30 protein-coding genes are annotated in these 25,299 nt (G+C 68.5%); 12 read left to right on the top strand and 18 right to left on the bottom strand.

Translation table 11 applies throughout. The features are described 5' to 3' along the window. Nucleotides 1–60 precede the first annotated feature (60 nt). From CMO28_RS11655 to CMO28_RS11640, 4 genes are all read right to left on the bottom strand, one after another. On the bottom strand, nucleotides 61–1,077 hold the full coding sequence (locus CMO28_RS11655; protein WP_296713611.1) for an ABC transporter ATP-binding protein: 1,017 nt from the start codon (nucleotides 1,075–1,077) through the stop codon (nucleotides 61–63). Continuing rightward, nucleotides 1,074–2,069, bottom strand: coding sequence for an ABC transporter ATP-binding protein (locus tag CMO28_RS11650; RefSeq protein ID WP_296713609.1), 996 nt, complete (start codon nucleotides 2,067–2,069; stop codon nucleotides 1,074–1,076). The genes CMO28_RS11655 and CMO28_RS11650 overlap by 4 nt, the downstream gene beginning before the upstream one ends. Then, complete coding sequence (locus tag CMO28_RS11645; RefSeq protein WP_296713608.1) at nucleotides 2,066–3,820, bottom strand: class I adenylate-forming enzyme family protein; 1,755 nt, start codon at nucleotides 3,818–3,820, stop codon at nucleotides 2,066–2,068. Before CMO28_RS11645 ends, CMO28_RS11650 begins: the two co-directional genes overlap by 4 nt. Before the next feature lie 204 nt (nucleotides 3,821–4,024). After that, nucleotides 4,025–4,786: a hypothetical protein gene (locus CMO28_RS11640; protein ID WP_296713606.1), complete on the bottom strand. Its 762-nt coding sequence runs from the start codon at nucleotides 4,784–4,786 to the stop codon at nucleotides 4,025–4,027. A 153-nt stretch (nucleotides 4,787–4,939) separates the two neighbouring features. On the opposite strand from CMO28_RS11640, the gene CMO28_RS11635 reads away from it, so the two are divergent. Together CMO28_RS11635 and CMO28_RS11630 are read left to right on the top strand one after the other, a co-directional pair. Next, the gene (locus CMO28_RS11635) at nucleotides 4,940–5,647 is read left to right on the top strand and encodes a B3/4 domain-containing protein (protein ID WP_296713604.1); all 708 of its coding nucleotides are present in this window, start codon (nucleotides 4,940–4,942) and stop codon (nucleotides 5,645–5,647) included. A gap of 84 nt (nucleotides 5,648–5,731) precedes the next feature. Next, nucleotides 5,732–5,893 carry a hypothetical protein gene (locus CMO28_RS11630; protein ID WP_296713603.1) on the top strand — a complete coding sequence of 54 codons (162 nt, stop codon included), beginning with the start codon at nucleotides 5,732–5,734 and terminating at the stop codon, nucleotides 5,891–5,893. Nucleotides 5,894–6,107: 214 nt separating this feature from the next. Here the strand turns inward: CMO28_RS11630 and CMO28_RS11625 are convergent, their stop codons facing one another. From CMO28_RS11625 to CMO28_RS11615, 3 genes are all read right to left on the bottom strand, one after another. Continuing rightward, nucleotides 6,108–6,443 (bottom strand): hypothetical protein, encoded by a 336-nt coding sequence (locus tag CMO28_RS11625; protein ID WP_296713602.1) that lies wholly within the window; start codon nucleotides 6,441–6,443, stop codon nucleotides 6,108–6,110. A 43-nt stretch (nucleotides 6,444–6,486) separates the two neighbouring features. After that, a complete protein-coding gene (locus CMO28_RS11620) occupies nucleotides 6,487–6,801 on the bottom strand; it encodes a hypothetical protein (protein WP_296713600.1) in 315 nt (104 codons plus the stop codon). Between the two features lie 81 nt (nucleotides 6,802–6,882). Beyond that, nucleotides 6,883–7,758: a phytanoyl-CoA dioxygenase family protein gene (locus CMO28_RS11615; RefSeq protein WP_296713599.1), complete on the bottom strand. Its 876-nt coding sequence runs from the start codon at nucleotides 7,756–7,758 to the stop codon at nucleotides 6,883–6,885. Nucleotides 7,759–7,858: 100 nt separating this feature from the next. Between CMO28_RS11615 and CMO28_RS11610 the strand changes: the two genes are divergently transcribed. Together CMO28_RS11610 and CMO28_RS11605 are read left to right on the top strand one after the other, a co-directional pair. Beyond that, entirely contained in the window at nucleotides 7,859–8,899 is a 1,041-nt protein-coding gene (locus CMO28_RS11610; RefSeq protein ID WP_296713597.1) for a helix-turn-helix domain-containing protein, read from the top strand. Between the two features lie 116 nt (nucleotides 8,900–9,015). After that, on the top strand, nucleotides 9,016–9,795 hold the full coding sequence (locus CMO28_RS11605; RefSeq protein ID WP_062761868.1) for a DeoR/GlpR family DNA-binding transcription regulator: 780 nt from the start codon (nucleotides 9,016–9,018) through the stop codon (nucleotides 9,793–9,795). An 18-nt stretch (nucleotides 9,796–9,813) separates the two neighbouring features. Here CMO28_RS11605 and CMO28_RS11600 read toward each other — a convergent pair whose 3' ends face one another. The 3 genes from CMO28_RS11600 to CMO28_RS11590 all read right to left on the bottom strand — a co-directional run bounded on the left by CMO28_RS11600 (nucleotide 9,814) and on the right by CMO28_RS11590 (nucleotide 12,318). Next, nucleotides 9,814–10,620 (bottom strand): 2-keto-4-pentenoate hydratase, encoded by an 807-nt coding sequence (locus CMO28_RS11600; protein ID WP_296713593.1) that lies wholly within the window; start codon nucleotides 10,618–10,620, stop codon nucleotides 9,814–9,816. Between the two features lie 115 nt (nucleotides 10,621–10,735). Beyond that, a complete protein-coding gene (locus CMO28_RS11595; RefSeq protein WP_322111337.1) occupies nucleotides 10,736–11,854 on the bottom strand; it encodes an MFS transporter in 1,119 nt (372 codons plus the stop codon). A 65-nt stretch (nucleotides 11,855–11,919) separates the two neighbouring features. Beyond that, the gene (locus CMO28_RS11590) at nucleotides 11,920–12,318 is read right to left on the bottom strand and encodes a cyclophilin-like fold protein (RefSeq protein ID WP_416370968.1); all 399 of its coding nucleotides are present in this window, start codon (nucleotides 12,316–12,318) and stop codon (nucleotides 11,920–11,922) included. A 231-nt stretch (nucleotides 12,319–12,549) separates the two neighbouring features. Between CMO28_RS11590 and CMO28_RS11585 the strand changes: the two genes are divergently transcribed. Further along, complete coding sequence (locus CMO28_RS11585) at nucleotides 12,550–13,443, top strand: LysR family transcriptional regulator (protein WP_296713589.1); 894 nt, start codon at nucleotides 12,550–12,552, stop codon at nucleotides 13,441–13,443. Between the two features lie 9 nt (nucleotides 13,444–13,452). Here CMO28_RS11585 and CMO28_RS11580 read toward each other — a convergent pair whose 3' ends face one another. Further along, nucleotides 13,453–13,956 (bottom strand): winged helix-turn-helix transcriptional regulator, encoded by a 504-nt coding sequence (locus CMO28_RS11580; protein WP_296713588.1) that lies wholly within the window; start codon nucleotides 13,954–13,956, stop codon nucleotides 13,453–13,455. Nucleotides 13,957–14,066: 110 nt separating this feature from the next. Between CMO28_RS11580 and CMO28_RS11575 the strand changes: the two genes are divergently transcribed. Both CMO28_RS11575 and CMO28_RS11570 read left to right on the top strand, forming a co-directional pair. After that, nucleotides 14,067–14,831 (top strand): SDR family NAD(P)-dependent oxidoreductase, encoded by a 765-nt coding sequence (locus tag CMO28_RS11575; RefSeq protein WP_296713586.1) that lies wholly within the window; start codon nucleotides 14,067–14,069, stop codon nucleotides 14,829–14,831. Nucleotides 14,832–14,845: 14 nt separating this feature from the next. Then, nucleotides 14,846–15,454: a 2-hydroxychromene-2-carboxylate isomerase gene (locus tag CMO28_RS11570; RefSeq protein WP_296713584.1), complete on the top strand. Its 609-nt coding sequence runs from the start codon at nucleotides 14,846–14,848 to the stop codon at nucleotides 15,452–15,454. 7 nt (nucleotides 15,455–15,461) lie between these two features. Here the strand turns inward: CMO28_RS11570 and CMO28_RS11565 are convergent, their stop codons facing one another. The 4 genes from CMO28_RS11565 to CMO28_RS11550 form a co-directional block, all read right to left on the bottom strand. Then, nucleotides 15,462–15,632: a hypothetical protein gene (locus CMO28_RS11565; RefSeq protein ID WP_296713582.1), complete on the bottom strand. Its 171-nt coding sequence runs from the start codon at nucleotides 15,630–15,632 to the stop codon at nucleotides 15,462–15,464. Between the two features lie 89 nt (nucleotides 15,633–15,721). After that, entirely contained in the window at nucleotides 15,722–16,702 is a 981-nt protein-coding gene (locus CMO28_RS11560) for a helix-turn-helix domain-containing protein (RefSeq protein ID WP_296713579.1), read from the bottom strand. A gap of 35 nt (nucleotides 16,703–16,737) precedes the next feature. After that, a complete protein-coding gene (locus tag CMO28_RS11555; protein WP_296713577.1) occupies nucleotides 16,738–17,067 on the bottom strand; it encodes a nuclear transport factor 2 family protein in 330 nt (109 codons plus the stop codon). After that, entirely contained in the window at nucleotides 17,064–17,537 is a 474-nt protein-coding gene (locus tag CMO28_RS11550) for a 2,4'-dihydroxyacetophenone dioxygenase family protein (RefSeq protein ID WP_296713575.1), read from the bottom strand. Before CMO28_RS11550 ends, CMO28_RS11555 begins: the two co-directional genes overlap by 4 nt. 254 nt (nucleotides 17,538–17,791) lie before the next feature. Between CMO28_RS11550 and gloA the strand changes: the two genes are divergently transcribed. The 3 genes from gloA to CMO28_RS11535 all read left to right on the top strand — a co-directional run bounded on the left by gloA (nucleotide 17,792) and on the right by CMO28_RS11535 (nucleotide 21,054). Continuing rightward, nucleotides 17,792–18,313 (top strand): lactoylglutathione lyase, encoded by a 522-nt coding sequence (gene gloA / locus CMO28_RS11545; protein ID WP_296713573.1) that lies wholly within the window; start codon nucleotides 17,792–17,794, stop codon nucleotides 18,311–18,313. A 59-nt stretch (nucleotides 18,314–18,372) separates the two neighbouring features. Next, a complete protein-coding gene (gene coaA, locus CMO28_RS11540; RefSeq protein WP_062761876.1) occupies nucleotides 18,373–19,308 on the top strand; it encodes a type I pantothenate kinase in 936 nt (311 codons plus the stop codon). A 111-nt stretch (nucleotides 19,309–19,419) separates the two neighbouring features. Beyond that, a complete protein-coding gene (locus CMO28_RS11535; protein ID WP_296713570.1) occupies nucleotides 19,420–21,054 on the top strand; it encodes a GMC family oxidoreductase in 1,635 nt (544 codons plus the stop codon). Between the two features lie 14 nt (nucleotides 21,055–21,068). On the opposite strand, the gene CMO28_RS11530 is transcribed toward CMO28_RS11535, so the two are convergent. Then, nucleotides 21,069–21,977 (bottom strand): LysR family transcriptional regulator, encoded by a 909-nt coding sequence (locus CMO28_RS11530; RefSeq protein ID WP_296713568.1) that lies wholly within the window; start codon nucleotides 21,975–21,977, stop codon nucleotides 21,069–21,071. A 104-nt stretch (nucleotides 21,978–22,081) separates the two neighbouring features. Between CMO28_RS11530 and wrbA the strand changes: the two genes are divergently transcribed. Further along, on the top strand, nucleotides 22,082–22,708 hold the full coding sequence (wrbA, locus tag CMO28_RS11525) for an NAD(P)H:quinone oxidoreductase (RefSeq protein ID WP_296713565.1): 627 nt from the start codon (nucleotides 22,082–22,084) through the stop codon (nucleotides 22,706–22,708). Further along, complete coding sequence (locus CMO28_RS11520) at nucleotides 22,708–23,985, top strand: CynX/NimT family MFS transporter (protein ID WP_296713563.1); 1,278 nt, start codon at nucleotides 22,708–22,710, stop codon at nucleotides 23,983–23,985. The genes wrbA and CMO28_RS11520 overlap by 1 nt, the downstream gene beginning before the upstream one ends. Here the strand turns inward: CMO28_RS11520 and CMO28_RS11515 are convergent. Then, entirely contained in the window at nucleotides 23,933–25,021 is a 1,089-nt protein-coding gene (locus CMO28_RS11515; protein ID WP_296713561.1) for a 50S ribosomal protein L11 methyltransferase, read from the bottom strand. The two genes, CMO28_RS11520 and CMO28_RS11515, sit on opposite strands and share 53 nt — an antisense overlap. Before the next feature lie 98 nt (nucleotides 25,022–25,119). Further along, nucleotides 25,120–25,266, bottom strand: a complete 147-nt coding sequence (locus tag CMO28_RS11510; protein WP_296713559.1) for a hypothetical protein — start codon at nucleotides 25,264–25,266, stop codon at nucleotides 25,120–25,122. Between the last annotated feature and the right edge of the window lie 33 nt (nucleotides 25,267–25,299).

Raw genomic sequence — 25,299 nt, 5'->3', positions numbered from 1 at the left:
TCTTCTGTCGCGGTCGGCCGTGCCGCCTGATGCGGTCATTCTGGTTGGGTCCGGTCTTCGTCAGCCGGGCGCCAGCTCCTCGGCGAAGTGGCAGGCGACGAAATGGTCGGGGGCGACGGGGCGCCAGTCGGGCACCCGCTCGGCGCAAGTCGCCTGCGCATGGGGGCAGCGGGTGCGGAAGCGGCAGCCCGAAGGCGGGTTCAGCGGCGACGGGATCTCACCCTCCAGCAGGATCCGGCGCTTCTGGCGCAGATGGGACGGCAGCGGCACCGGCTCGGCCGACATCAGCGCGCGGGTATAGGGGTGCATCGGCCGTTCGGCCACGGCCGCCACCGGCCCCAGCTCCATGAACCGGCCCAGATACATCACCGCCACCCGGTCGCTGATATGCGAGACCACGCCGATATCGTGGGTGATGAAGACATAGGCGAGGCCGCGTTCGCGCTGGATCTCGGCGAAGAGGTTGAGCACGTCGCCGCGGATCGACACATCCAGCGCCGCCACCACCTCGTCGCAGACCACCAGTTTCGGGTTGAGCGTCAGCGAGCGGGCAATGTTGACCCGCTGCTTCTGGCCGCCCGACAGCTCGTGCGGATAGCGCCGCGCCTGTTCCGCGCTGATCCCCACCCGGTCGAGCAGGTCGAGTGCGCGGCCGGTCCGCGAGGCGCGATCCCCCTCCCCCACCACGTCCAGCGGCTCACGAACGCTGTCGAGAATGCTCATCCGCGGGTTCAGGGCCGCATTCGGGTCCTGGAAGATGATCTGCAGCTCGCGGCGCTTGTGCCGCAGGCGCCGGCCCTTCAGCCGGGCGATGTCGTCGCCCTCGTACAGGATCCGCCCGCCGGTCGGGTCGAGCAGGCGGACGATGGCGCGGCCGAGCGTCGACTTGCCCGATCCGCTTTCGCCGATCACGCCGAAGGTCTCGCCCGGGCGGACCTCGAAGCTGATCCCGTCCACCGCCTTCAGGCTTTCGCCGTCGGCAGTGGTGAAGGTGACGCGCAGATCCTCGACCGACAGCATCGGCTGGTCTGCGGTCGTAGCGGCTGCCTGTCGATGGGCGGGCTTCACGGTGATCATCCGACGGTGCCCTCCAGCTGGAGTTCCCCGGTGCGCCGGCAACGGGCGCGGTGGCCGGGCTCGGGCTCACGCATGGCCTGTGCCGCGGTACAGGCCTCCTCGGCATGGGGGCAGCGGGGGCGGAAACGGCAGCCCTCGGGCATCGCCATCAGGGGCGGCACCCGGCCGGGGATGGAGGGCAGCGGCGCGCCGCGCTCCACCAGCCGCGGCAGGGCAGAGAACAGCCCGGCGGTATAGGGGTGGCGGGGCCGGACCAGCGCGTCGTCGACGGTGGCATCCTCGACCACCTCGCCCGCATACATCGTCACCATCCGGGTGCAGGTCTCGGCGACCACCCCCAGATCATGGGTGATGAACAGCAGCGCCGTGCCGGTAGTTTCGCTGAGGTCGACCAGCAGATCGATGATCTGGGCCTGGATGGTGACATCCAGCGCCGTGGTCGGCTCGTCGGCGATCAACAATTTGGGGTTGCAGGCCAGCGCGATGGCGATCATCGCCCGCTGGCGCATGCCGCCCGACAGCTGGTGGGGATATTCCCCCGCCCGCCGCGCCGGCAGCGGGATGCCGACCCGCGCCAGCAGGTCGACCGCGCGTTCCTTCGCCTCGCGCCGCGACACCGCCTCATGCGCCAGAATGGTCTCGACGATCTGCTCGCCGATGGTGAAGACCGGGTCGAGCGCGCTCATCGGTTCCTGGAAGATCATGGCGATGCCGGCCCCGCGCACCCGGCGCAGCTCCCGCCCCGAGAGCTTCAGCAGGTCACGGCCCTCGAAGCGGATGGCGCCGTCGATCCTGGCGAGGCCACGCGGCAGCAGCTGCATGATCGCAAGCCCGGTCAACGTCTTGCCGCAGCCGCTTTCGCCCACGATGCCGATCCGCTCCGCGGCCCCCACCTTGAACGAGACGTCGCGGGTGGCCGAGACGATCCCGCCGCCGGTGCGCAGGTTGATCCCCACACGGTCCAGCTCCAGCAGCGGCGTCGCCGCCGTCATCGGCCCGTCTCCGCGGCCGCGCGCGCGGCGGCGAGTTCGGCCAGAAGGGATTGTTTCAGCTTGTACTTCTCGATCTTGTTGGTGGGTGTCACCGGCAGCGCCTCGACGAAGCGCACATGGCGCGGCGTCATGTAGCGCGGCATCACCGAGGCCGCGAAGCTGCGCAGCTCCGCCTCGGTCATGCTGCAGCCCTCGACCAGCTGGATGAAGACGGCGCAGTCCTCTTCCTCGCCTTCCTCCGCCGGGACCGGCAGGGCCGCCGTGGCGCGGATGTCCGGATGGGTGTTCAGCAGATCCTCCACCTGGTAGGACGAGACGTTCTCGCCGCGCACCCGGAAGAAGCCGCCCATGCGGTCGATGAAGTAATAGACGTCGTCTTCGGTCCGCCGCACCGCATCGCCGGTGTGGAACCAGAGGTTCGAGAAGGTCTTGATGGTGGCATCCGGCTTGTTGAAATAGCTCTTCAACAGCAGATGCGGAAAGCGCGGCCGGAAGGCCAGCTGCCCGGCCTCGTCGGGCCCCAGCACATTGTCGTCGGCATCCAGCACCGCTGCCTCCAGCAGCGGCGAAGGCCGGCCCATGAAGCCCTTGGCCAGCGGTTCGGCGCCATCCACCACCATGACGCCGCGGCGGCGGGCGATCTCCAGCACCGTCGCCCGGTCATGCCCGACCCGGAACTCCGGGCGCTTGGCCTCGGTCTCGCCGAACTGGTCGATCAGGGCGACGAAGCCGTTGCCGCTTTCGGTCTGGCCGAAGCCGGCGGTGGAGAAGGGGATGCCGAAACGCTGCGCCACCTCGTGATGGCGCGCCGGCAGCGGCTGCATATGCACCCGCATCATGGTGTTGTCCCGGTCGTCCGCGCGGGGGTCGGCGCTCATCAGCCAGGGCACCATCACGTCCAGCAGCACGGCATTGCTCGCCCGATGGGCGCGCACCCGGTCCCAGAACCTGGTCGGGCTGAACTTGTCCCAGAGCGACACGGCGCAGCCGGTCCAGCAGGCCTTGGCGACCAGGAACATCGCGCCGCCGACGTGATAGAGCGGCAGGTCGCAATAGATCGTGTCCTCCGGCGTCAGAAAGGCGCGGCTGTTGAAGGTGTACTGGTTGATCCAGCGGAAGGGCTGCACCACGCCCTTGGCCGGGCCGGTGGTGCCCGAGGTGTAGATGATGTTGGCGATATCGGCGGCCCCGCGGGTCACCGGCCGGTGGCGACGCGGGGTGCGCATCAGCTCGGCCAGATCATGCAGGCCCGGTCGGGCCAGAAGCGCAGGCGGCAGGGCGGCCTTCGCCGGATCATGGTCGTGATCCGAGGGCAGCGGCCGGTGCACCACGATATTGGTCAGGCGCACCTCGTCCAGCACCGCCGCGACCGCCGGGGCCAGATCGGCATCGGTGATCAGCACCCGCGGTGCGGTGTCGTTCAGCTGATAGGCCAGCAGCCGGCCGGCATAGTTGAAATTGACCGGCGCATAAACGGCGCCCGCCTCCCAGACCGCGAACATGGCAAGCGTGGCGATCCAGGAATTCCGGGTGAAGACCGACACGCGGTCGTCGGGCTCCAGCCCCATCTCCTGCAGGGCGGCGGCAAGGGTCGCCACCTCGGCCTCGAAGGCGGCGAAACTGAGGTCGCGGCCCTCCTCGCCATAGCGGATGAAGGTTTGGTCAGGATGATGGCGCACGGCATCGCGGAAGCGGTCGGTGACCACATCCCCCTGCTGCACCATCATCGCGAACAGCGCCTGGGCGTTCACGGTGGCAGTCCTCCCGTCGCGGCCGTCTGTCGCGGCCTTGTATCGATCCGTTCGTCCGGTACGACCGTTTACCCGGCGATGACCGGCGGTCAGTTAGAACAAACGTTCGACCTAGACCTGATTGTTGAGGAGATGGAGGGCTGCGTCAATAACGCGATCTGTATCACCGCCGCGGCGGCTTCAATGCCATGGCATGCAGGCCGATCAGTCGGCGACATCCGCGACCCGATAGCCCCGCCGGATTCCGGGCCGGCGGCAGGGCAGGTTGTCCAGGGCGATGCAATCGTCCAGCATCTCGACCAGCCCGTCGGGGCCGACCCGCATTTCGACCTGATAGAGGGCGGCAGCATGCAGCAGGCAGCCGGCGATCATCCAGTCGCCGCCGGCGGTGCGGCCATGGACCGTCAGCGGCTTCAACACCTGCGCCAGGCGGTCGCCCAGCGCGGGCGTCACAGCGGTAAAGGGCAGATCGGTCAGGCGCTCCACCACCAGAAAGCCGCCATGATCGCCGCAGACCACGGCGCAGAACCAGCGCAGATAGTCCATCACCTGTTCGGGACCGTCGAGCAAGGGCGGATCGGCGGCATTCAGTGCATGAACGACGCGCGAGGTGCCGTCGACATGGCCCAGCCGGTCGGGCAGCATGCCCAGAAGCAGGGTCGCGAAACGGCCGTCGGGACGGCGGACCAGCAGCTCCGCCAGTTCCAGCCGGGCATGGAAGATCGGCCGGCACAGCCGGACATTCAGCAGGTCGGGGACAAGCGGCCCCAGCCCCGCGGCCAGCGCCGTGCGCATCAGCCGGGCGGCGCAGGCCGGAAGTCGTGCCTGCCAGGCGCCGATGCCGACCGGCGGCAGCGGCCAGGGCCGCGCCGGGTCGCAGGCAAGCCGCCCCGTGATCGCCTCGTCCGCAATTGCGGCTTCGGCGACCGGGTCACGCCGGATCAGCGGCTCGGCCGTCACGACCATGGGTCGGGATCTCCGTCAGGGGTCTCCGCTGCCATAGCGTGACACGACCGGCCACCGCATGCCACAGCTCTTGCGTGCAGGGCCAACGACGGCCCGGCGCTGCCGGGTTATGATATCCTCAGACACCCAACCCCAGGTTCATGGATCTGCTGCATGTCCGCCCAGCCCGTCACCCCCGTGATCGACCCCGCCATCCACGCCCTGCGTCCGGATTTCCGGGCCGTCAGCCTGACCGTCACCCTCGCAGGACCGGCGGTGACCGATGCGGATGCGATCGTGGCCGAGACCCTGGCCCGCGCCATCGGCCAGGTGCAGGCCGGCGGGCCGGACTGGGCGGCGGCGCATCTCGATGACTGGCGGGCGGCCTTCCGGGCCTTCGGCGCCAAACCCGCCCGCACCCCGTCATCGGCGGAAGCCCTGCGCAAGCGCGCCATCCGGGACGGCGCCCTGCCCCCGGCCGGGCTGGTGGTGGATCTCTATAACGCCGTCAGCCTGGCCTTCGCCATCCCCGTGGGCGGCGAGGATCTGGAGGCCTATCGGGGCGCCCCCCGCCTGATCCGCGCCAGCGGCACCGAGCCGTTCGACGTGATGAAAGACGGTGCCCCGGCGATCGAAACACCCGACCCGGGCGAGGTGGTCTGGTGCGACGAGGCCGGCGTCACCTGCCGGCGCTGGAACTGGCGCCAGGGGCTGCGCACCCGCCTGACCGCAGACTCGCGCCGGCTCTGGTTCATCCTGGAGGCCCTGGGCAGCATGCCCGACACCGCGCTGGCCGCGGCGGGCGCGGCATTGGCCGACGGCGTGATGCGTATCTGGCCCTCATCAATAATCGTGAGGCACAACCTTGATCCGCGACACTGAGATATGGCTCCAAAGGCAGTGCCTGCTGTAGACTTCTCTCGGGCGCATTTGCCCTCAACTTTAAAGTACGACAGGCCCCGCGTCATGCAGCAGAATCACCCGGTCTCCGGTGCCGAGACATCCGACACCACCGCAATGCCGCGCACCGTCTGGCGGCGCCCACAGCTGCTGGCCGACGACGTATCGTCGTCCACCATGTTCAATCCAGCCGGCTTTAACGACGACACCCTTTACGGCATCTCCTGATGTCCGGGATATCGTGATCTGCGAGCCTGCCTCCCGACACCAATCCTGCGACACGTAGGGCATCATATCATGCAGCTGAACCGCCCGGTCTCCGACACCACAAAAAGCCCGCGCCGTCTGGCAGCGCCCGCAGCTGATGATCGACGATCTGCCGTCGTCGACGCTGGCTGCGCCGGCTTCCACGGATGACGGCGGCGTCTTGGTGTCCTGACGATCAGGCCCGTCCGCCGGTTGTACGCGCGGGCACGGGCGCATGAGCAACCGCCCGCCGCGGCGGCAGGAAGATCTGCGGGATGCGGATGCGCCTGCCGCCCGAGCCGCCATGGTCGTCGCCGGCCTGGAACCAGACCGCGAAGGCGACCTGAACGCTGCCCAGCGTCAGCCCCATGAAGAAGGTCAGCACCGCCGCGGCCAGCGGCCCGTCGGCATTGGTGCTCATCAGCGTGCCCAGGCCCGAAACGTCGAACCAGAGCAGGGCGCCGACCACGGCGAAGGCGAGCCCGAAGCCCACCAGGGCGTGCATGACGACGAAACGGACCAGCATGGGCATCGAACGGGCGCTCCCCTTCAGCGCGGTGACGCATCTTCCATGACTATGGCCCCGCCCTGGCGAGGGTCAAGATGCCGGAAGGTCGCAGGCGCGCGCGGTGCCCGCCGCCGCCCTCCCCCGGCGCGCCGGCCAGCAGCCAGAGCGCGAAGGCGATCTGCACCACGGCCAGCGTCTGCCCCATCAACAGGGTGAAGACGGCCCCCGCAAGCAGCCCGCCACGCACCTCCAGAACCAGCCCGCGCAGCCCCGAGACATCCCCGGCGAACAGTGCGGCAACAACGCCCAGCGCCAGCACATAGCCCGCCGCGGCATGGGCGATCAGAAACCGCGGCAGGCGCCCTTCGCCCATTCCATCCATGACAACAGCCTTCCGTCGGGGGCGGCCGGAAAACCCGGCGCCTTTCCCGACGCAACGCGGTGCTGCCCGGCGTGTTCCGCCTCAGACCTCCGCGGAGGGCCGATCCTCCAGCAGCCGTTTCGGATGCATGCCGTCGACCATGCCCATGAAGGGGGCGTGGATCGAATAGCCCAGCATCCGCCGGACATGCTCGCTGCACTGCTTCACCACCGGAAGCGGTACCGACAGGCTGAAATTTTCCTGCTGGCGGCACCAGGGCGCGCAGTACTGGGCGGTGAGCGCCAGGCGCGCGCGCTCGCTGCGGTTGGCACCGCCACTGTGCCAGAGCGTGCCCAGGAACAGCACCACCGATCCCGCCGGCATCACCACCGGGATCGCCCCGTCCGCCTCTTCGGGCGTGGGCAGGCGGTTGCCCCAGCGATGGCTGCCGGGGATGACCCGGGTGGCGCCGTTCAGGGGCGTAAAGTCATCCAGCGCCATGATCGTCGCCGCCCCGAGCACCGGCCGCGGCCGCGGCAGGCTGTAAAAACTGTCGTCGAAATGCAGCGCCTGCGCCTCTTCCCCCGGCAGGATGTCGATCACCTGCAATTGCGAGAGCAGATAATTGGGCTCGAACACCCGGTCGAGCAGGGCCAGCACCAGCGGATGTTCGACCAGCGGGTTGCAGGCCAGCGTCTTGGCGATCACGGCATAAAGCCGGCGGGTCTTCAGCCCCTCGAACGGGTTGCGGCCGCCGCGCGGCGCCATATGCGGCAGCACCGCCGCCCGCATCCGGGCCACCTCGTCGGGTGTGAACAGATTTTCCAGGATGACATAGCCGTCGCGCTCCAGTGCCGTCCAGGCGTCCTCCACCCGCGCGGGCGGCGCCGTCTCCTGGCTGCCGGCGGTGGAGCGGTATTTGCGCGGCGAACCGGTGCTGGCATAGTCGTCGAGGCCGTCGAGCATCAGCGGGGCCATGGGCGCGGTCTCCTCCTCCGGTTGCGGCATCCATGCCGTTCTGGCCTTTCAGGATGATCCGGCCTGCCGCCTGGCACAATGACGGGGCGTCTCACGCGACATGACCGAAAGCCCGCCTCCCCTCCGCCGCTGGATCACGCCCACCATCCCGGCCCGCTTCGCGCGTGAGCTGACCGACCGGCTGCCGCTGGCGGCCGACACCCTGCGGCGCATCCATCAGCGGGCCGGCATCGATCCGCGCCTGCTGGAGGCCGACGGGCCACGGGTGGCACCGATCGCCTATCGGCGCCTGCAGCGGCTGGCCGTCGGCGCCGCCGGCGACGAGTTCCTGGGCCATCTGGCCCGGCCGGTGCCGCCGGGGACGACGGCGGAACTGCTGAGGCTGATGGCGCATATGCCCGCGACCGGCCCCGCGATCGATGCCGCCGCGCGCATGATCCGGGTCTTCGACGGGGCCGCACCCTGGCGGGTTGCGCTGCCCGAGGGGCCGGCCGGTCCGGTCCGGCTTGAGCTTACCCCGCGGACGGCCGTGCAGGCCGATGCCCTGCTGATGCCGCATCTGATCCTGCTCGGGCTGATCCATGTCATCGGCTGGCTGGCGGGAGAGGCGCCGCCGCTGCGCCGGGTGATGCTGCCCGAGCGCTTTGGCGCGCTGGCCGCGGAATCGACCTTCCTGTTCGGCCGGGCGGTGGAACATGGCGCGACGCCGGGCGGGCTGGAATTCGCCCCGGGCAGCCTGGCCCTGCCGGTCACGGCGCGGCCAGACAGTGCCGGCGCCTTCACCCGCCGTCTGGTCGAGCTGATGACCGCGCCCACCGCGCCGGCGGGGACCGAAGCGGCGCTCCGCCACCTGCTGGCCGCCACCCGCCCCTATGCCGGGCTCAGCGAAACCGCGGCCGCGCGGGCGCTCGGCATGTCACGGGCGACGCTCGCCCGTCGACTTGCATCTTCCGGCATGTCATTCCGGCTGGTCCGCGACGAGTTGCGCCGCGATCTGGCCTGCAGCCTGTTGAGGCGCACCGAACTTTCGCTCGCGGACATCGCCGACCGGCTCGACTTCTCGGAGCCCAGCGCCTTCCAACGCGCCTTCCGCCAGTGGACCGGCCAGCCTCCGGCGCGCTGGCGGCGGCTGAACCGCTGATGTGCGATCGGCCAAGTTCGGCTTTTCGCACTTTCGTTCCTCGCTATATGATGACCGAAACGAAAGCCGGGGGCCCAAGGGACCGCCGGAAACCCGCAGTCGAGGACGCGCCGCCGATGTACCTGTCTCCCCGCCATGCCGAAATCGTCCAGCTTGCCAAGGACAAGGGCCGGATCCTGGTCGATGAGCTGGCGACACATTTCGGGGTGACGCCGCAGACCATCCGCAAGGATCTGAACGACCTGTGCGAGCGCCGGCTGCTGACCCGCATCCATGGCGGCGCGCTGTTCCCCTCGGGCGTGCAGAACATGGAATATGAGGCGCGCAGCCTGATCGCCTCGGACGAGAAGACCGCGATCGGCCGCGCCGCCGCCCAGCTGATCGGCGACAACACCTCGTTGTTCATCAATATCGGCACCACCACCGAAGCGGTCGGCCGCGCGCTCACCGATCATGCCGGGCTGATGGTGATCACCAACAACATCAATGTCGCCAACCGGATGCGGATCTATCCCTCGATCGAGGTGATCATCGCCGGCGGCGTGGTCCGCGGTTCCGACGGCGGCGTGGTGGGCGAGGCGGCGGTCGATTTCATCCGCCAGTTCCGGGTCGATTTCGCCGTGATCGGCGTGTCGGCCATCGACAATGACGGCGCGCTGCTCGATTTCGACTTCCGCGAGGTGAAGGTGGCCCAGGCGATCATCGCCAATGCCCGCCATGTGATCCTGGTCGCCGATTCGACCAAGTTCGAACGCACCGCCCCGGTGCGCATCGGCCACCTGTCGCAGGTCAACACCTTCATCACCAACCGCTGCGACCTGCCCCCGATCCGCCGGATCTGTGCCGATGCCAATGTCCGGCTGATCGAGACGGATGCCCAGGCGAGCCTGATCTGACGTCAGACCGGTCGGGTCTCAGACAAAAGACACCGACAGCTGGCCGAAGGCCCCCCAATCCGCCGCGACCCGATCGCCCGGCTCGACCGCGATCGGCACCACGCAGGTGCCGGTGATCACCACCTGGCCCGCCCGCAGCGGGAGGCCCAGGGCCGAGACCTCGTTGACGAGCCAGGCAAGCGCCAGACACGGATCGCCCAGAACATTGGCGCCGAGGCCATCATGACGGCTGCGGATCCGGCCATCAGGACCGGTGACCACGGCCGAGGGCGTCGCGGCGGCGAGGTCGACATCGCGCCAGGACGCGGTCGTGGCCGGGCCCAGGATGAACAGATTGGCGCAGGCATCATCGGCGATCAGCTGGGCCGCCCCCACCGCGCAGAAATCCTCGTAGCGCGAATCCGGCAGTTCGATCGCCGGATGCAGGCTCGCCACCGCCGCCATCACCTCGTCGACCGTGAAGGCCGTGGTGCGCGGCGGCAGGTCGCGGCCGAAGCGGAAGGCGAACTCAACCTCGGCCACGCGCATCAGACTGGTGGCGAGCGGCACCACCGCCCCATCGGGTAGCAGACGCTCTGCGAACAACCGGCCGGCCAGCGGACCGTCGACGCCGATATGGCGCTGACCAGCCAGGCTGGTGGCGGCGATCTTCCAGCCGATATGCGCGGACGGATCCGCGACCAGCCGCGCCTGGATGGCATAGCCCTCGGCCCGGCTCTGTGGCTGCAATGCCTCGGGTAGACAGGGAAGGCGCGTCCCCGCATTCCAGTTGTCGATCAGCAACCGGGCAGCGGCGGCGTGCCCCGATATGGCAATCTGGTTCATCGGCGGATCCTCCCTGGCGCGTTTTCGTATCGCGAAACCTTGGGATGATCATGCCATGTGCTGTGATGAATGCGCCCTATAGAATGCGAAGCTGCCGGCCATGGCAGGCAGATGGTCAGCGTGCGCGACCTGCCGCCGCCCGCATTGCCAGCACGGCCGCCATGCCGAGCAGAACCGCCGCGAAGATGAAAGTCGCGGCATGGCCTCCCGCATCGAACAGCATGCCGCCTGCGGCAGCCCCGACCGTAATGCCCGCCTGGATGATGGCGACCATCAGCCCGCCGCCAGCCTCGGCATCCTCTGGCAGGGTACGGGCAAGCCAGGTCCACCAGCCGACCGGGGCGGCGGTGCCGACCAGGCCCCAGAGGCCGAGCAGCGGCGCCACGATCCACAGCCGGTCACCCGCGACCGCAAGTCCGAGGGCGATCCCGCCCAGGATCAACGGCATGCCGATCAGAGCCGCGCCGAGGCTGCGGGTCAGCACCGCCCCGATCAGGCTTGTGCCGATCAGCCCGGAGATGCCGATCACCAGCAGAAGCGCCGAGAGTGTCTCGACATCCACCCGCGTCACGGTCTCAAGGAACGGCCGCAGATAGGTGAACAGGGCGAACTGACCCATGAACAGGAACAGCACTGCCGCCATGCCGAGAGCGACCGGGCGCCGTCGGAGAAGGCGGAAGGGGCTTCTGCCCCGTGCCCGGCGACCGGCCGGCATGCGCGGCAGGCTGATCGCCTGCCAGATGAACGCAACCGCCGCCAGCGGCACGAGGCAGAAGAAGGCGCCGCGCCAGCCGATCAGCCCGCCCAGAAAGCTGCCGAGCGGTGCCGCGATGGTCGCGGCCAGCGCATTGCCGCCATTGAGCAGCGCCAGCGCCCGGGGCACGGCGTGTTCCGGCACCAGCCGCATCACCACGGCCGTGGTCATCGACCAGAATCCGCCGATCACCACCCCGAGCAGCGCCCGGCCGGCCATCAGCACCCCCCCGTCGGGTGCGGCGGCCACGATCACGCCCGAGATCAGCATCAGCCCGGTCAGGGCGAGCAGCACGGCCCTGCGGTCGATCCTGCCGGCCAGATGGCTGATCGACAGGCTGGTCAACACGGCGAAGATGCCCGAAACGGCGATCGCCTGCCCGGCCTGGCCTTCGGTGATGGCCAGATCCGCCGCAATCGGCGTCAGCAGGCTGACCGGCAGAAACTCCGATGCGATCAGCGCGAAGACGCATAGCGACATCGCAAACACGCCGCCCCAGGCCGCGGTCGTGCCGCCCCCGGGGATCGCCCGCCCCGTGCCCGTGGTCACGCCAGCCCCCGCACCGTCAGCGGAAAACTGCCGCGCGTGAGCAGCGGCCCGATGCCGCCATTCAGCCGGCCGAGCCGGATGAGACCCCGCGAAAAACCATAGCCCCCGTAGAAGAAGGCGAGATTGCCCCAGGGGGCGAAATAGCAGAGATCGCCCGGTGCCTCGCCCCGGAACGGGCCGCTGCCGTCCTCGGTCAGCCGGCGCGGCAGGCGGGCGATCTTCTCGTTGGTGGAATAATCCTCGATGGTGAGATCGAGCGGCAGCATCGACATCAGATCCCGCGCCGTCGGCGTGTCGTCGAGGGTTGCGGTGAAATCATGAGTGTCGAAGCTGAAACGCAGCTGCATGGCCGTGCCTCCGCCTGGGGTTGCGGCATGGAGCGGTACGGATGTCATGACAGCCGCCGCCACTGCCTGAAGCAGCAGCCCGCGCCGTGTAATGGAGAGGCCCATGCCCCTGTCCTCCTGATCGCTCCGGATGGAAGGTCCCGAGGCTAGCAGCTGCCACCCATGGTCATTAGCCTGGAGAATCCGCATCCTGTTATGAGAACAGCTCATGAATTGCCTGCAGCCCGACCCGCGCAGGCAATGCTATGCAGACCGGGACATCACCAGCGGGGGCCATGGATGCCGCGTGAAAATCTCAATGATCTGCAGGCTTTCCTGGCGGTCGCGCGCGAGCGCAGCTTCACGCGCGCCGCGGCGAAGGCCGGTGTCTCGCAGTCGGCGCTGAGCCATACCATCCGCCAGATGGAGGCCCGGCTGGGTATCAGGCTGCTGACCCGGACCACCCGTGCCGTCGCGCTGACCGAGGCCGGGCAGCGGCTGTTCGATGGGCTGGGGCCGCATTTCGACGGGATCGAGGCCGAACTCGATGCGCTGAACGCGCTCCGCGACAAGCCTGCCGGCAACATCCGGATCGTCGCCTCGGATCACGCGCTCAACCATCTGCTCTGGCCGAAGCTGCGCCGGTTCCTGATCGAGCATCCGGACATCAAGGTCGAACTCGTGCTCGACAACGGCCTCACCGACATCGTCACCGAACGCTTCGATGCCGGGGTCCGGATGGGCGAACAGCTGGCCAAAGACATGATCTCGGCCCGGATCGGTCCGGATTTCCGCTTCGCCGTGGTTGGCGCACCCGGCTATTTCGAGACCCGTCCGGTGCCGCAACATCCGCGGGACCTTGTCGAGCATGTCTGCATCAATCAGCGCATGCCGACCTCGGGTGGGTTCTGGGTCTGGGATTTTGAGGAAGACGGTCGTGAGCTGAAGATCCGGGTCGACGGGCAGCTCGCCTTCAACAACATTTATAACGTCGTCGATGCGGCACTCGACGGCTTCGGTCTCGCCTATGCGCCGGAAGACATCATCCTGCCTCATGTCGAGGCGGGACGTCTCGTGCGCGTGCTGCAGGACTTCTCGCCCGACTGGGACGGCTACCACCTCTATTATCCTAGCCGCCGGCAGTCCTCCCCCGCCTTCATCGCCCTGGTCGAGGCCCTGCGCCACCGGAGTTGACCGAAGGGATCAGCCGGTCTGCCCGCGCCGCGGCGGCAGGGCTGCCGCGGCCGCAGCCTCGTCGCCGATCCCCGGCCCGGGGCGCACCTCCACCTCGCGGGCGCGCAGTTCCTCGCCACAGGCGCGGCAGGTCAGCACCGGTTCGATGTCGTGGCCGCAAGTGCGATGCCGGTGCAGCATCGGCGGCCCCGCCTCCCCCGCATAATGCCGGTTGCCCCAGTGCACGATGCTCATCACCACGGGATAGAGATCGAAGCCCTTGGGGGTGAGGCGGTATTCGTCGCGCGGGGGGCGGTCCTGATAGCGGACCCGGGCCAGCACGCCCTCATCGACCAAAAGCTTCAACCGTTCGGCGATGATGGTGCGCGAAATCCCCAACCGCTCCTGGAAGGTGTCGAAGCGGCGCACCCCCAGAAAGCAGTCCCTCAGCAGCATCAGGGTCCATCGGTCGCCGATCACCGCAACGGTGCGCGCCATGGAACAGGGCTGGTCCTTCAGATCATCGCGTTTCATGGCTGCAGTATTCCATTGACTCGATCCAGATTCAATACGAACTTCGTCCAGAAACTGGACTTACATAATCCCGGGCAATATGATGACCCGGTCGGGAGGAGAAACACGCCATGAGCCATCCAACGACGCAGGCCGAGCCTGGCACCACGCCCGGCGCCTGCCTGGTCATCGGCGCCGGCATCGGGGTCGGCGGGGCGATCGCGCGGGCGTTCGCCGCCCGCGGCCATGCGGTCTGCCTGACCCGCCGGCCGCGCAATCTGGATCAGGTGGAGGCGCTGGCCGCCGAGATCCGCGCCGAGGGCGGCCGCGCCCATGCCTATGGGGTCGATGCCCGGTCCGAAGACGAGATGGTCGCCCTCTTCGACCGTATCGAGGCCGAGGTCGGGCCGCTGGAGGTGGTGGTCTTCAACATCGGCGCGAATGTTCGTTTCGACATCCGCGACACCACCGCCCGCGTCTTCACCAAGGTCTGGGAGATGGCCTGCTTCGCCGGTTTTCTGGCCGGGCGAGAGGCTGCGCGCGTGATGGTGCCGCGCGGCCGGGGCACCATCCTGTTCACCGGCGCCACCGCCAGCATCCGCGGCCGGGAAGGCTTCGCCGCCTTCGCCGCCGCCAAGCACGGCCTTCGGGCCGTGGCCCAGAGCATGGCGCGCGAGCTGGGGCCCCGGGGCATCCATGTCGCCCATGTGGTGGTCGACGGCGCGATCGACGGCGCCTTCACCCGCTCCACCCGCGAGGATGTTCAGACGCTGCTGGACCAGGATCTGATCCTGAAGCCCGAAGACATCGCCGCCAATTATGTCTGGCTGCATACGCAGCCCAAATCGGCCTGGACGCATGAACTGGATCTGCGCCCCTGGTCGGAAACCTGGTGAGGGAGACCAGACGCATGAGCAGCCGCACCGTCGACATGATCTATGATTTCGGCAGCCCCAACGCCTATCTGGCGCGCCGGGTGCTGAACCGGATAGCCGCCCGCACCGGCGCAACCATCAATGTCATCCCCTGCCTGCTGGGCGGCATCTTCAAGGCGACCGGCAATCAGGCGCCGATACTCGCCTTCGCCGGCATCAAGGGCAAGAACGAGTACGAGGCGCTGGAACTGCGCCGCTTCGTGGCCAGGCACGGCTTCGATGCCTTCCGGATCAACCCGCATTTCCCGGTCAACACCCTGCTCGCCATGCGCGGCTTCATCGCCGCGAAGCGCATGGGGGTGGGCGACGCCTATCTCGACGCCGTCGAGACCGCGATGTGGGAAACCGGCCGCAAGATGGACGACCCCGAGGTCTTCGTCGCCACGCTGAACGAAGCCGGCCTCGACGGTGCCGCCATCGCCGCCGCAACCCAGGACGCGGCGGTGAAGGCCGAGCTCGCCGCCAACACCGAGGCGGCGGTCGCCCGCGGCGCCTTCGGCATCCCGACCTTCTATGTCGGCGAGGAAATGTTCTTCGGCAAGGAACGGCTGGGTCAGGTGGAAGAGGAACTGGCGAAGGGGTGAGCCTTCGTCAGCGCCGGTTCCGGGCGATCACCTCGGCGGCCGTCAATGGCTGGTACGCCATGTCTGGGGCGGCGAAGGCTTCGGTCAGCGCCGCCTTCAGACGGTCGAAAGCCCGCTTCTCATCCCCCGCCTTCGGCGGTTGATCGGCGTCCGTGGTCTGCCTGTTGATCCGGGACATGACGAAACTCCCTGGCCGGTCCGCATCAATTTATGGTGCAGATGACGCGGATGATATCGCCTCCTCGTCCGCCTTTCACCTGTCGCCTGTCACCTGTCTCGCCGCTGCCGGAAAGCCTGCGGCGACAGGCCATAGGCGTCGCGGAAGCGGCGGCCGAAATGGCCGGCGTTCTGAAACCCCCATGAAAAGGCGATGTCGGTGATGGTGCGCCCCGCCATCACCGGATTGGCCAGATCGCGGCGGCAGCGGTCCAGCCGGGCGGTGATCAGGTGGCGGCGGACGGTGGTGCCGGCGCTGCCGAACAGGGCGTGGAGATGGCGAAGCGAGATGCCGGCCGCGGCCGCGATGCCGGCCGGGTCCAGATCCGGGTCGTCGAGCCGGGCATCGATCAGCGCCTTGACCCGGTCGAGCTGCGCCGCCTTGAGCCCGCCCGCACGGCGCGGCGCCTCGGCGCCCAGGCCTGCGACCAGCACGCCCAGCATCGCCTCGCCCAGTGCCTCGCCATCGGGCAGGTTCTGCTCCAGCAGTCCGCCGGCCATGGCGCCCACCGCACCGGAGACCAGCGCCGCCCCCGCCGTGCCTGCGGCCATGCGGCCGGTCGCCCCCTGCCAGCTGCCCGGCAGCCAGTGGCGGAGCCGGGCGAGCGGCAGCACGACCGACCGCTTGTGCAGACGTTCCGTCACCTCGAAGCTCATCGGCCGGGTGGTCGTCCAGACCAGCACGTCGCCGAGGCCGAGGGCGATCCGCGCCTCGCCGATCGAGAACTGCTCGCGACCGCCGAGGACCAGCTGGATGACGACAAGCTCGCGGCCGTCACGCGCCGGGCCGGGCCGTCGGCGGCTGCCGGCACAGGGATCACATATGCAATCGACGACCGTCACCGGGCCGGCGCGCCGCTGAAGCAGCCGCGCGTCGAAGCCCGGCATCGGCCGGCCGGTGGCCGCCCAGCCGTCATAGACGGTCTCGAGCGTGGTGCGCCAGACCTCCGGGCGGAGGTCCGGCGGGTGGTCGGCGGCGCGCCAGGATGCGCCGCCCGCAGTGGTGGAGGGGGACGTGGTAGACAGGGACATGGGCGACTGGCCTCCCCGCCTCGCTGGCGGATATGTCAGCCGTGGAAGGGGGTGAACGTCTGGACCAGGATCCGATCGTCGCGGACCAGCAATGTGTCGGTCGCCCGCGTAACGAAGGGCGCCGCCGACCAGACCAGATAGGCGACCTCCCCCGCCACCTGACGTGTCTCAACCCGGAATGCCGCCCAGAATTCGGACGTGGCCTCCGCAAGGAAGCCGGCAAAGAACTGCCGGATCTCCTCGACCCCATGATGCACCGCATCCGGGGTGATCACCACTGCCGCCGCATCGTAATCGGCCAGAACCGCATCCAGACCCTGTGCGAAGGCGCCGAGATGGCGGTCGAACACGGCGGCCGTGCTCATGACTGCGCCGAAAGGAAGGCGGTCCAGGCGCCCTGGGCCTCGGCCCAGCCGATATTGGCGATGACCGTGCCGTCCGGCTGAATGAAGGCGAGCGGGCCGAGGAACGTCATGTAGAACACGCTGTCGACCGGAAAGAAGGTGCGGTCGTGGCGGGCGCCCGAGGATTCGAGGCCATAGCCCGGCGCCACCGCGGTGTCGCCGCCGGCATCCCGGCCGCCGCGCACGTCCATGCGGCCATGGGTCAGGAAATACTCGCCCGGCCCGGTATGGATATGGGCCGCAAAGGACGACCCGGCCGGGCAGGTGAAAATCGCGGTCCAGCCGCCGCTTTCGGGCGAAACATGCAGCAGCTTCCAGGTGATGCCGCCATCCGAGAAGGCATCGGGGAACGGTGCCCAGGGCCCGTCGTCGATCTGAACATATTCTTCGGGCGTATGGGGCTTGGCGATATGGCCCGTCGACATCAGCATGGCCGTCCTCCCAGGTCTCGTGTTGAACGCCGCATCGTGGCGGCCGCCTCTTGCGGGCCTGATCAGTCTGGCAGCTGCCGGGGCCGGCCGCTCGCCTGCGGGTGCACATCGTCGGGTCTCTCCGCGCTGAGGACCGCCCCGGCCGTCTTCGACAGGCGACAAGCGCGCGCCCGGCCGCTAGGCTCTGCCCCGACGCCCACCACGGGCGCCGGCGGCTGCCACACCGCCCGCGCCGCTTATCCAAGGAGACGGTCATGACCGGAACCGCCGCCGATCCGGCCACCCGCGACTTCATCCTCAGCCAAACCATGCTCCGGGTCCGCGATCCGGAACGGTCGGTCGCCTTCTATCGCGACGTGCTGGGCATGCGCCTGCTCAGGCGCTTCGACTTCCCCGAGATGAAGTTCTCGCTCTACTTCATGGGCTATGTCGACGCCTCGGACGAGCCGCAGCCCGAGACCCCGGCCGAGGCCGCCGCCTGGGTGTTCCGCCGCAAGGGCGCGCTGGAGCTGACCCACAATTGGGGCACCGAAAGCGATGACGGCTTTGCCGGCTATCACAACGGCAACAGCGATCCGCGCGGCTTCGGCCATATCGGCATCACCGTGCCCGACGTCTATGCCGCCTGCGCGCGGTTCGAAGAGCTGGGCGTCGAGTTCGTGAAGCGGCCCGACGACGGTAAGATGAAGGGCCTGGCCTTCATCCGCGACCCCGACGGCTACTGGATCGAGATCCTGTCGGCCGAGGGCCTTGCCGGCCTGGTCACCGGCGGCTGATCGCAAGGGGGCCGAGGGGGCGGGCGGTGTGGCCTGTGCCGGGCAATGGAGAGATTGTAATGCAGGATATTGCCGGTGCGCTGCCGGGCTATGAGAGCTTCGACCGCGGCGCCTGGGCGGCGCTGCGCTCCAACACGCCGCTCACCCTGTCGGAAGCCGAGCTGGCGGGCCTGCGCGGGTTGCAGGATCCGATCGGGCTTGCCGATGTGTCGGAGGTCTATCTGCCGCTCTCCCGGCTGCTGAACCTGCATGTCGGCGCCGCGCGCGGCCTGTCGCGGGTACGCGATGCCTTTCTTGGCCGGCCGGCCGGGCGCGCACCCTATGTGGTGGCGCTGGTCGGCAGCGTGGCGGCCGGCAAAAGCACCTTCGCCCGGGTGCTGCGCGCGCTCCTTGCCCGCTGGCCCGATCATCCGCGCGTCGATCTGGTCACCACCGACGGCTTCCTGCACCCGACCGCGGTGCTCAAGGCCCGCGGGCTGATGACGCGCAAGGGCTTTCCCGAAAGCTATGATACCGCGGCGATGATTCGCTTCCTGGCCGCGGTGAAAGCGGGGGCGGAAGAGGTTGCGGCCCCGGTCTATTCCCACCTCTCCTACGACATCGTGCCGGGCGAGTTCCAGATGGTCCGGCGGCCCGACATCCTGATTCTGGAGGGGCTGAACCTGCTGCAGGTGGATGGCAATGCCCCGGCGGTGGTCTCGGATTTCTGCGACATCGCCCTCTATCTGGATGCCGACGAGGGCGATGTCGCGCGCTGGTATGTTGAGCGTTTCCTGCTGCTGCAGAAGACCGCCTTCCGCAACCCGGCCTCGTATTTCCACCACTACGCCGATCTGCCCCATGACGAGGCGGTCGAGGTCGCCCGCGGGATCTGGAGCGGCATCAACCGGGTGAACCTGCACGAGAACATCCTGCCCACCCGCATGCGTGCCGATGTCATCCTGCACAAGGACGCAACCCATGCGATTGATCGCGTGCTGCTGAAATCGATCTGACCCGCCCCCGGACCGCATCAACCATCTGGACATAAGGCCGGGAGGGGCGTTCAATTTCCTCAACCAAGACGCACCGGCACGCATCGGTGCGACCGGGGGAGGAAAAGGGCAATGGTATTCGATTACGTGATCGTGGGCGGCGGATCGGCAGGGTCCGTGCTCGCCCGACGGCTGACGGACGACCGGTCGGTCAAGGTCTGCCTGATCGAGGCGGGCGGCGAAGGCCGCGACCGGCTGATCCGCACGCCGGCCGGCGTGGTGGCGATGTTGCCGGGGCGGCCGAAGATCAACAACTGGGCCTATGAAACGGTCCCGCAGCCGGGCCTGGGCGGCCGGCGCGGCTATCAGCCACGTGGCAAGGCGCTGGGCGGGTCGAGCGCGATCAACGCCATGCTCTATGTCCGCGGCCATCCGTCGGATTATGACGGCTGGGCGGCGGCGGGCTGCCCGGGCTGGTCGTGGGAGGAGGTGCTGCCCTGGTTCCGCAAAGCGGAAGGCAATCAGCGCGGCGCCGATGATTTCCACGGCGCCGACGGGCCGCTTCAGGTCTCGGACCAGCCCTCGCCACGCCCGGTCTCGCGCGCCTTCGTGGAGGCGGCAGCCGAGTGCCAGATCCCCATCAACGAGGATTTCAACGGTCCGCGTCAGGAAGGTGTCGGGCTCTACCAGGTCACCCAGTTCCATTCGGGTCCGGCAAAGGGGGAACGCTGTTCCGCAGCGGCGGCCTATCTGCATCCGGTGATGGCGGCCCGGCCCAATCTGCACGTCATGACCCGCACCCATGCCACCCGCATCCTGATCGAGGACGGCCGCGCGGCCGGCATCGCCTGGCGGCGCGGCCGGGAGACCGGCGAGGTCCGGGCGCGTGCCGAGGTGATCCTCTCGGGCGGCGCCTTCAACTCGCCTCAGCTGCTCATGCTCTCAGGCATCGGCCCTGCGGCCGAGCTGTCGGCCCTGGGCATCCCCGTGGTCGCAGATCTCGCCAATGTCGGCCGCAATCTTCAGGACCATCCGGATTTCATCCTGGGCTGGTCGTCGACCGATACCGACATGTTCGGCATCGGCATGGCCGGCACCGGCCGGCTCGTCCGGGCCTGGCGGGACTGGCGGCGCAACCGCACCGGCATGCTCACCACCCCCTTCGCCGAGGGTGGCGCCTTTCTCAAGACCGATCCCACGCTCGACCGGCCCGACATCCAGCTGCATTTCGTGATCTCGATCGTCGACGACCATGCCCGCAAACTGCATGCCGGCTATGGCTTCAGCTGTCATGTCTGCGTGCTGCGGCCGAAATCCCGCGGCAGTGTGCGCCTGGCCTCGGCCGATCCGCTGGCGGCGCCCGCCATCGACCCGGCCTTCTTCGCCGATCCGGACGATCTGGCGGTGATGCTGAAGGGCACGCGCATCACCCGGCGGATCCTCTCGGCCCCCGCCCTCGCCCCCTATCGGGCCCGCGAACTCTATCTCTCGGGCGAACCTGACGACGAGACCCTGACCGCCCATATCCGCGCCCGCGCCGACACCATTTACCATCCCGTCGGCACCTGCCGGATGGGCAATGACGACGGCGCGGTGGTGACGCCGGATCTGCGGCTGCGCGGGGTTCAGGGCCTGCGGGTGGTGGATGCCTCGGTCATGCCATGCCTGCCGGGCGGCAACACCAACGCCCCCACCATCATGATCGCCGAACGGGCGGCATCGATGATCCTGGCGGCCCGCAGCGCCGGCGCGAAGGCCGCCGCCTGAGGCGAGGACCGGCCTCATGTGCCGAGCTGTCGTTTCAGGGCCTGGCTGAATGCCGCGGCGGCCGGGCCGAAGGGTTCATCGATCCGATGTGCCAGATAGGCCTCCGCGGCAAGCTGACTGTCGCGGCCGAGCGCGCCGGTCGCGAGGCGCACGAGACGCCCCTCCACCAGATCCCGCGCCACCTGCCAATGGGGCAGCCGGCCCCAGCCAAGGCCGGCCAGGATCATCGCATGCTTCGCGTCCTGGCCGGTGACGCGGCAGGTTTGCGGGGAAAGCACGCCGAACATGCGGTCGCCGGTGACCGGCGTGGGGTCGGACAGGACGATCTGCAGGTGATCGGCCAGATCCGCAAGGCCGATGGCCCCGTCTGATTGGCGCAGCGCCAACGGATGTCCGGCCGACACGACGGCGACCTGGTCGACGGACGAGATCGCCTCGAACGCAATCCGCGGATCGCGGAAATCCTCACCCACCACGATCGCGAGCGCACTGCGCTTTTCGATCAGCGATGTCATCGGTCCGCCCAGCGGCTCGACGGCCAGGCGGATGGACACCGTCGGATATGCGGCCCGCATCGCCGCCAGGGCCGCCCCCACCGCGTCGATCGGGAACAGGGTGTCGACGGTCAGCGACAGCTCAAGCTCGATCCCCTCTCCCAGGCCGCGGGCTCTGGCTTTCAGGGCGTCGATCCTGAGAAGAATGTCGCGCGCATTCGAGAGCAGAGCCTGCCCTTCAGCCGTCAGCACCGGCCGGTGACCGGTCCGATCGAAGAGGGTCAGCCCCAGCTCGGCTTCCAGATTGGCAATGGCATGGCTGACGGCGGACTGGACCCGCGACAGGCGGGCGGCCCCGGCCCGAAAGCTGCCGCTTTCCGCCACGGTCACGAAAACCCGCAGCTGATCCAATGTCAGCATATCCAGCATGATCTATCCGATCGATCAAACTCATCGATCTTATATCACTTCTGCGCATCAACCATACGCCTATCCTGCCGTCGGTTCAGGTCACGAACTGCGGAGGAAAGGTTATGACCAGGGTTCTTGTGCTGTACTACTCGTCCTATGGCCATGTCGAGACGATGGCTGAGGCCGTTGCCGACGGCGCGCGCGATGCCGGCGCCGTGGCCGTGCTCAAGCGGGTTCCGGAGCTTGTTCCTCAGCATGTCGCGGACGCGGCCGGATACAGGACCGATCAGCGGGCAGATATAGCGACGGTGGCCGAGCTTCCGGAGTATGACGCGATCATCCTCGGCACACCGACCCGCTTCGGCAACATGGCGGCCCAGATGAAGAACTTCCTCGACCAATGCGGCGGTCTCTGGTTCGCAGACAGGCTGGTGGGCAAAGTCGGGAGCGTCTTCACCTCCACCGGCAGCCAGCATGGCGGGCAGGAGAGCACGATCCTCTCCGTTCACACCGTTCTGCTGCATCTGGGCATGGTCGTGGTCGGGCTGCCCTATTCCTTCAAGGGCCAGCTGCGGATGGACGAAATCACCGGCGGCTCCCCCTATGGGGCATCGACGCTTGCCGATGACGGCAGCGGCGGGGATCGCCGCCCCAGCGAGAATGAACTCAAGGGCGCCCGGTTTCAGGGCCACCATGTGGCCGGGATCGCCCGTGCCCTCGCCACCGCACGGAATAGCGGGGCGGCGTGATGGCGGCGACCGGATGCGCGGCATCGCCGCAGGGCAGTCATTGGCCTGCCGTCGGCGTCGTGCTGGGCGCGGGCATCGTCACGGCGTTTCATGCCGGAAAGGTCGCCATCGCCACGCCCATGCTGCAGCGGGATCCGGGCATCGACCTTGCGGCCGCCGGCTGGCTGGCCGGGATCTTCGCCATCCTCGGGTGTCTGGGCGGCATCCCCGCCGGTTCGCTGGTCGGTCGTGCGGGCGATCGGCGAAGCCTGACCGCTGGCCTCGCCCTGACCGCCCTCGGGGCCGCCATCGGTGCGACCGCATCGGGATATGGCCTCCTGCTCGTGTCCCGCATCCTCGAAGGGGCGGGCTTTCTTCTGATCACGGTGGCCGGACCCGCCATTCTGAACCGGATCGCCCGGCCCGGGCAGCAGGACATCGTGCTCGCCCTGTGGAGCTGCTTCATGCCGGCGGGCCTGGCGCTCGCCATGTTCACCGGCCCCCTGCCGGGGGACTGGCGCCTGCTCTGGTGGGGTGGCGCCGGCCTCGGCGCGGCCCTGATCCTGGCGGCACGGGCAGTCATCCCGCCCGCGCCGCCCCGCGCGCGCCCATCCTGGCGACCCATGCTGTCGGATGCGCGGCAGGTTGTGGGAAGCAGGAAGACCAGGCTGGCGGCCGGCTGCTTCGCCCTCTACAGCCTGATGTTCTTTGCGATGTTCAGCTTTCTTCCGGTCCTGCTGATGACGCGGATGGGCCTGTCGCACAGCGCGGCCGGATGGTTGAGCGCCCTGGCCATGATCATGAACATCATCGGCAATCTCACCGCCGGCTGGCTGCTCATGCGGGGCATCAGGCGCGCCGCGCTTCTGTCCGGCGCCTGCCTGATCATGGGGCTGTCGTCTCCTGGCATCTTCCTGCCGGTCTTCGACGACATCCCGACCGTTCTGCTCTGCCTGCTGTTTGCAGGCGTCGCAGGTCTGATCCCGGCCGCGCTGATCTCGGCAGGCCCCGCGCTCGCGCCATCCGCATCGCTGATGCCGCTCGGCATCGGTCTTCTGATGCAGGGCAGCAATCTGGGTCAGCTGGCGGGGCCGGTCGCGGTCGGCAGTGCCGTCGAGGCCTGGGGATGGCCGGCGGCGGCGGGCATCGTCGCCGGATCTGCCCTGATTGCAATCCTGATCGCCCGGCGTATCGGCGTCGATGACAGTCCGCCCGCCCGCCCGGCGATGCCGTCCGATCCTGGCGTCAGGCGACAGCGCTCTCCGCCGACGCCTCGATCTCCTCGCACCAGATCATGATGGTGTTGCGGTCATGGGTGGCGCCGATTTCCACCGTCGATCCAGCCGGCAGATCCCGTGGCGCGTCGAAGGGGAAGAAGCGCACCGCCCAGCACGAAGACAGCCCCTGATCCGGGCGGTTCTCGTAAATCAGCTCGCCCGTACCGTCCATATCCATCTTCAGCCACTGGACCACCCCCGCGACCCGGCCGCCGGTGGCGGTCAGCTTCGCCATCGCCCGGCCGCCCGGATAGGGGCCGCCGGAACGCAGGTCGAAATGCATCAGGTCGTGGACGGCACTGCGGAGCGTAAACCGGGAGGAATCGGCCTCCACCCGCTGACAGACCTGGGCCAGATGGTCGAAGCCGCCAAGATCGAAGCCTGAAATCTCACCCATGCGATGCCTGACAGCGCGGGTATCGTCGACCAGCGCCACCCGGGCAGTGACCGAATCAGGGATCATCCGCGCGCCGGGCTTCAGCAGCCGCTTGACCGCATCCTCCATCGCCGGCAGCACGGCTTCGCCGAGAAGATCGTTCGAGATGATCTCCTGGACCAGCAGATCGGCGCGGCCGTCGATATCCTCGCCGACCAGCGCGTCATCGGATTTCTTGGGCACCACCGTCACGCGATCGGCATAGCCGTTCTTCGCGATGATCCGGGTCGCTGCCTCGGCGACCGACGGGTTCATCTCGCAGGTCGTGACCCGTTCCGCGCCGGCCCGCGCCGCCATCATCGACAGGATGCCGGTGCCGGTGCCGATTTCCAGCACATGAAACTCAGGGCGGACCAGCCGCTTCAGCGCCGCCTCGTAGAGGTCGTTGCGGCGCTGATCGCGGATGATCGAAAAATGCCATTTCGGCACATCGCGGGCCAGAATGTCCCGCGCGACCATCACGGCTTCGGGATGACGATCGCCCGCCACCTCCAGCACCCGCAGGGCGGCGACCCGCGCCTCCTCCTTCTTGCCCTTGGACCAGAGCACGACCGCAAGACGGGCGAGCGGCAGAGGCTTGTCGTGAAGCTGCTGGGCAAGTGCGTCGGCGCTGATCGGCATGAGGCGGTCCCGGAGGTGAGGATGTCGTCGGCCGGCATCATGTCACGTCCGGAACCGGAGTGCGAGAGCCTGTGGCGGCCTAGGCCGCCAGAGGTCGTTCAGCTGTAGATGCCGCCATCCAAGCCCGAGGAATTTTCTGACTGAGTCAGGGCAGCGTCAACCATGATGACCTGCGGCGCTGACCATACGGGTCGGGGGGCAGCATCCTGTGTCGGATTGGAAATACGGTTCTGCTCGTTCTGCATCTCTGCCCTCTTCGCCATGACCCCGGCAGCGTC

This window comes from Tistrella sp. (assembly GCF_002684955.1).
Taxonomy (GTDB): domain Bacteria; phylum Pseudomonadota; class Alphaproteobacteria; order Tistrellales; family Tistrellaceae; genus Tistrella; species Tistrella mobilis.
This window is presented reverse-complemented; position numbering and strand designations above follow the sequence as displayed.

Bases quoted from the DNA above. Each gene is read 5' to 3' on its own strand.
- coaA (WP_062761876.1), top strand. From the start codon at position 18,373: ATGCAGGATATTGCCGGTGCGCTGCCGGGCTATGAGAGCTTCGACCGC.
- CMO28_RS11630 (WP_296713603.1), top strand. From the start codon at position 5,732: ATGCAGCAGAATCACCCGGTCTCCGGTGCCGAGACATCCGACACCACC.
- CMO28_RS11520 (WP_296713563.1), top strand. From the start codon at position 22,708: ATGGCGGCGACCGGATGCGCGGCATCGCCGCAGGGCAGTCATTGGCCT.
- CMO28_RS11580 (WP_296713588.1), bottom strand. From the start codon at position 13,956: ATGAAACGCGATGATCTGAAGGACCAGCCCTGTTCCATGGCGCGCACC.
- CMO28_RS11595 (WP_322111337.1), bottom strand. From the start codon at position 11,854: ATGTCGCTATGCGTCTTCGCGCTGATCGCATCGGAGTTTCTGCCGGTC.
- CMO28_RS11555 (WP_296713577.1), bottom strand. From the start codon at position 17,067: ATGAGCACGGCCGCCGTGTTCGACCGCCATCTCGGCGCCTTCGCACAG.
- CMO28_RS11635 (WP_296713604.1), top strand. From the start codon at position 4,940: ATGTCCGCCCAGCCCGTCACCCCCGTGATCGACCCCGCCATCCACGCC.
- CMO28_RS11560 (WP_296713579.1), bottom strand. From the start codon at position 16,702: ATGTCCCTGTCTACCACGTCCCCCTCCACCACTGCGGGCGGCGCATCC.
- CMO28_RS11515 (WP_296713561.1), bottom strand. From the start codon at position 25,021: ATGCCGATCAGCGCCGACGCACTTGCCCAGCAGCTTCACGACAAGCCT.
- CMO28_RS11625 (WP_296713602.1), bottom strand. From the start codon at position 6,443: ATGCCCATGCTGGTCCGTTTCGTCGTCATGCACGCCCTGGTGGGCTTC.
- CMO28_RS11590 (WP_416370968.1), bottom strand. From the start codon at position 12,318: ATGACATCCGTACCGCTCCATGCCGCAACCCCAGGCGGAGGCACGGCC.
- CMO28_RS11585 (WP_296713589.1), top strand. From the start codon at position 12,550: ATGCCGCGTGAAAATCTCAATGATCTGCAGGCTTTCCTGGCGGTCGCG.
- CMO28_RS11575 (WP_296713586.1), top strand. From the start codon at position 14,067: ATGAGCCATCCAACGACGCAGGCCGAGCCTGGCACCACGCCCGGCGCC.
- CMO28_RS11550 (WP_296713575.1), bottom strand. From the start codon at position 17,537: ATGCTGATGTCGACGGGCCATATCGCCAAGCCCCATACGCCCGAAGAA.
- CMO28_RS11510 (WP_296713559.1), bottom strand. From the start codon at position 25,266: ATGCAGAACGAGCAGAACCGTATTTCCAATCCGACACAGGATGCTGCC.
- gloA (WP_296713573.1), top strand. From the start codon at position 17,792: ATGACCGGAACCGCCGCCGATCCGGCCACCCGCGACTTCATCCTCAGC.
- CMO28_RS11650 (WP_296713609.1), bottom strand. From the start codon at position 2,069: ATGACGGCGGCGACGCCGCTGCTGGAGCTGGACCGTGTGGGGATCAAC.
- CMO28_RS11620 (WP_296713600.1), bottom strand. From the start codon at position 6,801: ATGGATGGAATGGGCGAAGGGCGCCTGCCGCGGTTTCTGATCGCCCAT.
- CMO28_RS11570 (WP_296713584.1), top strand. From the start codon at position 14,846: ATGAGCAGCCGCACCGTCGACATGATCTATGATTTCGGCAGCCCCAAC.
- CMO28_RS11640 (WP_296713606.1), bottom strand. From the start codon at position 4,786: ATGGTCGTGACGGCCGAGCCGCTGATCCGGCGTGACCCGGTCGCCGAA.
- CMO28_RS11565 (WP_296713582.1), bottom strand. From the start codon at position 15,632: ATGTCCCGGATCAACAGGCAGACCACGGACGCCGATCAACCGCCGAAG.
- CMO28_RS11655 (WP_296713611.1), bottom strand. From the start codon at position 1,077: ATGATCACCGTGAAGCCCGCCCATCGACAGGCAGCCGCTACGACCGCA.
- CMO28_RS11605 (WP_062761868.1), top strand. From the start codon at position 9,016: ATGTACCTGTCTCCCCGCCATGCCGAAATCGTCCAGCTTGCCAAGGAC.
- CMO28_RS11610 (WP_296713597.1), top strand. From the start codon at position 7,859: ATGACCGAAAGCCCGCCTCCCCTCCGCCGCTGGATCACGCCCACCATC.
- CMO28_RS11600 (WP_296713593.1), bottom strand. From the start codon at position 10,620: ATGAACCAGATTGCCATATCGGGGCACGCCGCCGCTGCCCGGTTGCTG.
- wrbA (WP_296713565.1), top strand. From the start codon at position 22,082: ATGACCAGGGTTCTTGTGCTGTACTACTCGTCCTATGGCCATGTCGAG.
- CMO28_RS11530 (WP_296713568.1), bottom strand. From the start codon at position 21,977: ATGCTGGATATGCTGACATTGGATCAGCTGCGGGTTTTCGTGACCGTG.
- CMO28_RS11535 (WP_296713570.1), top strand. From the start codon at position 19,420: ATGGTATTCGATTACGTGATCGTGGGCGGCGGATCGGCAGGGTCCGTG.
- CMO28_RS11615 (WP_296713599.1), bottom strand. From the start codon at position 7,758: ATGGCCCCGCTGATGCTCGACGGCCTCGACGACTATGCCAGCACCGGT.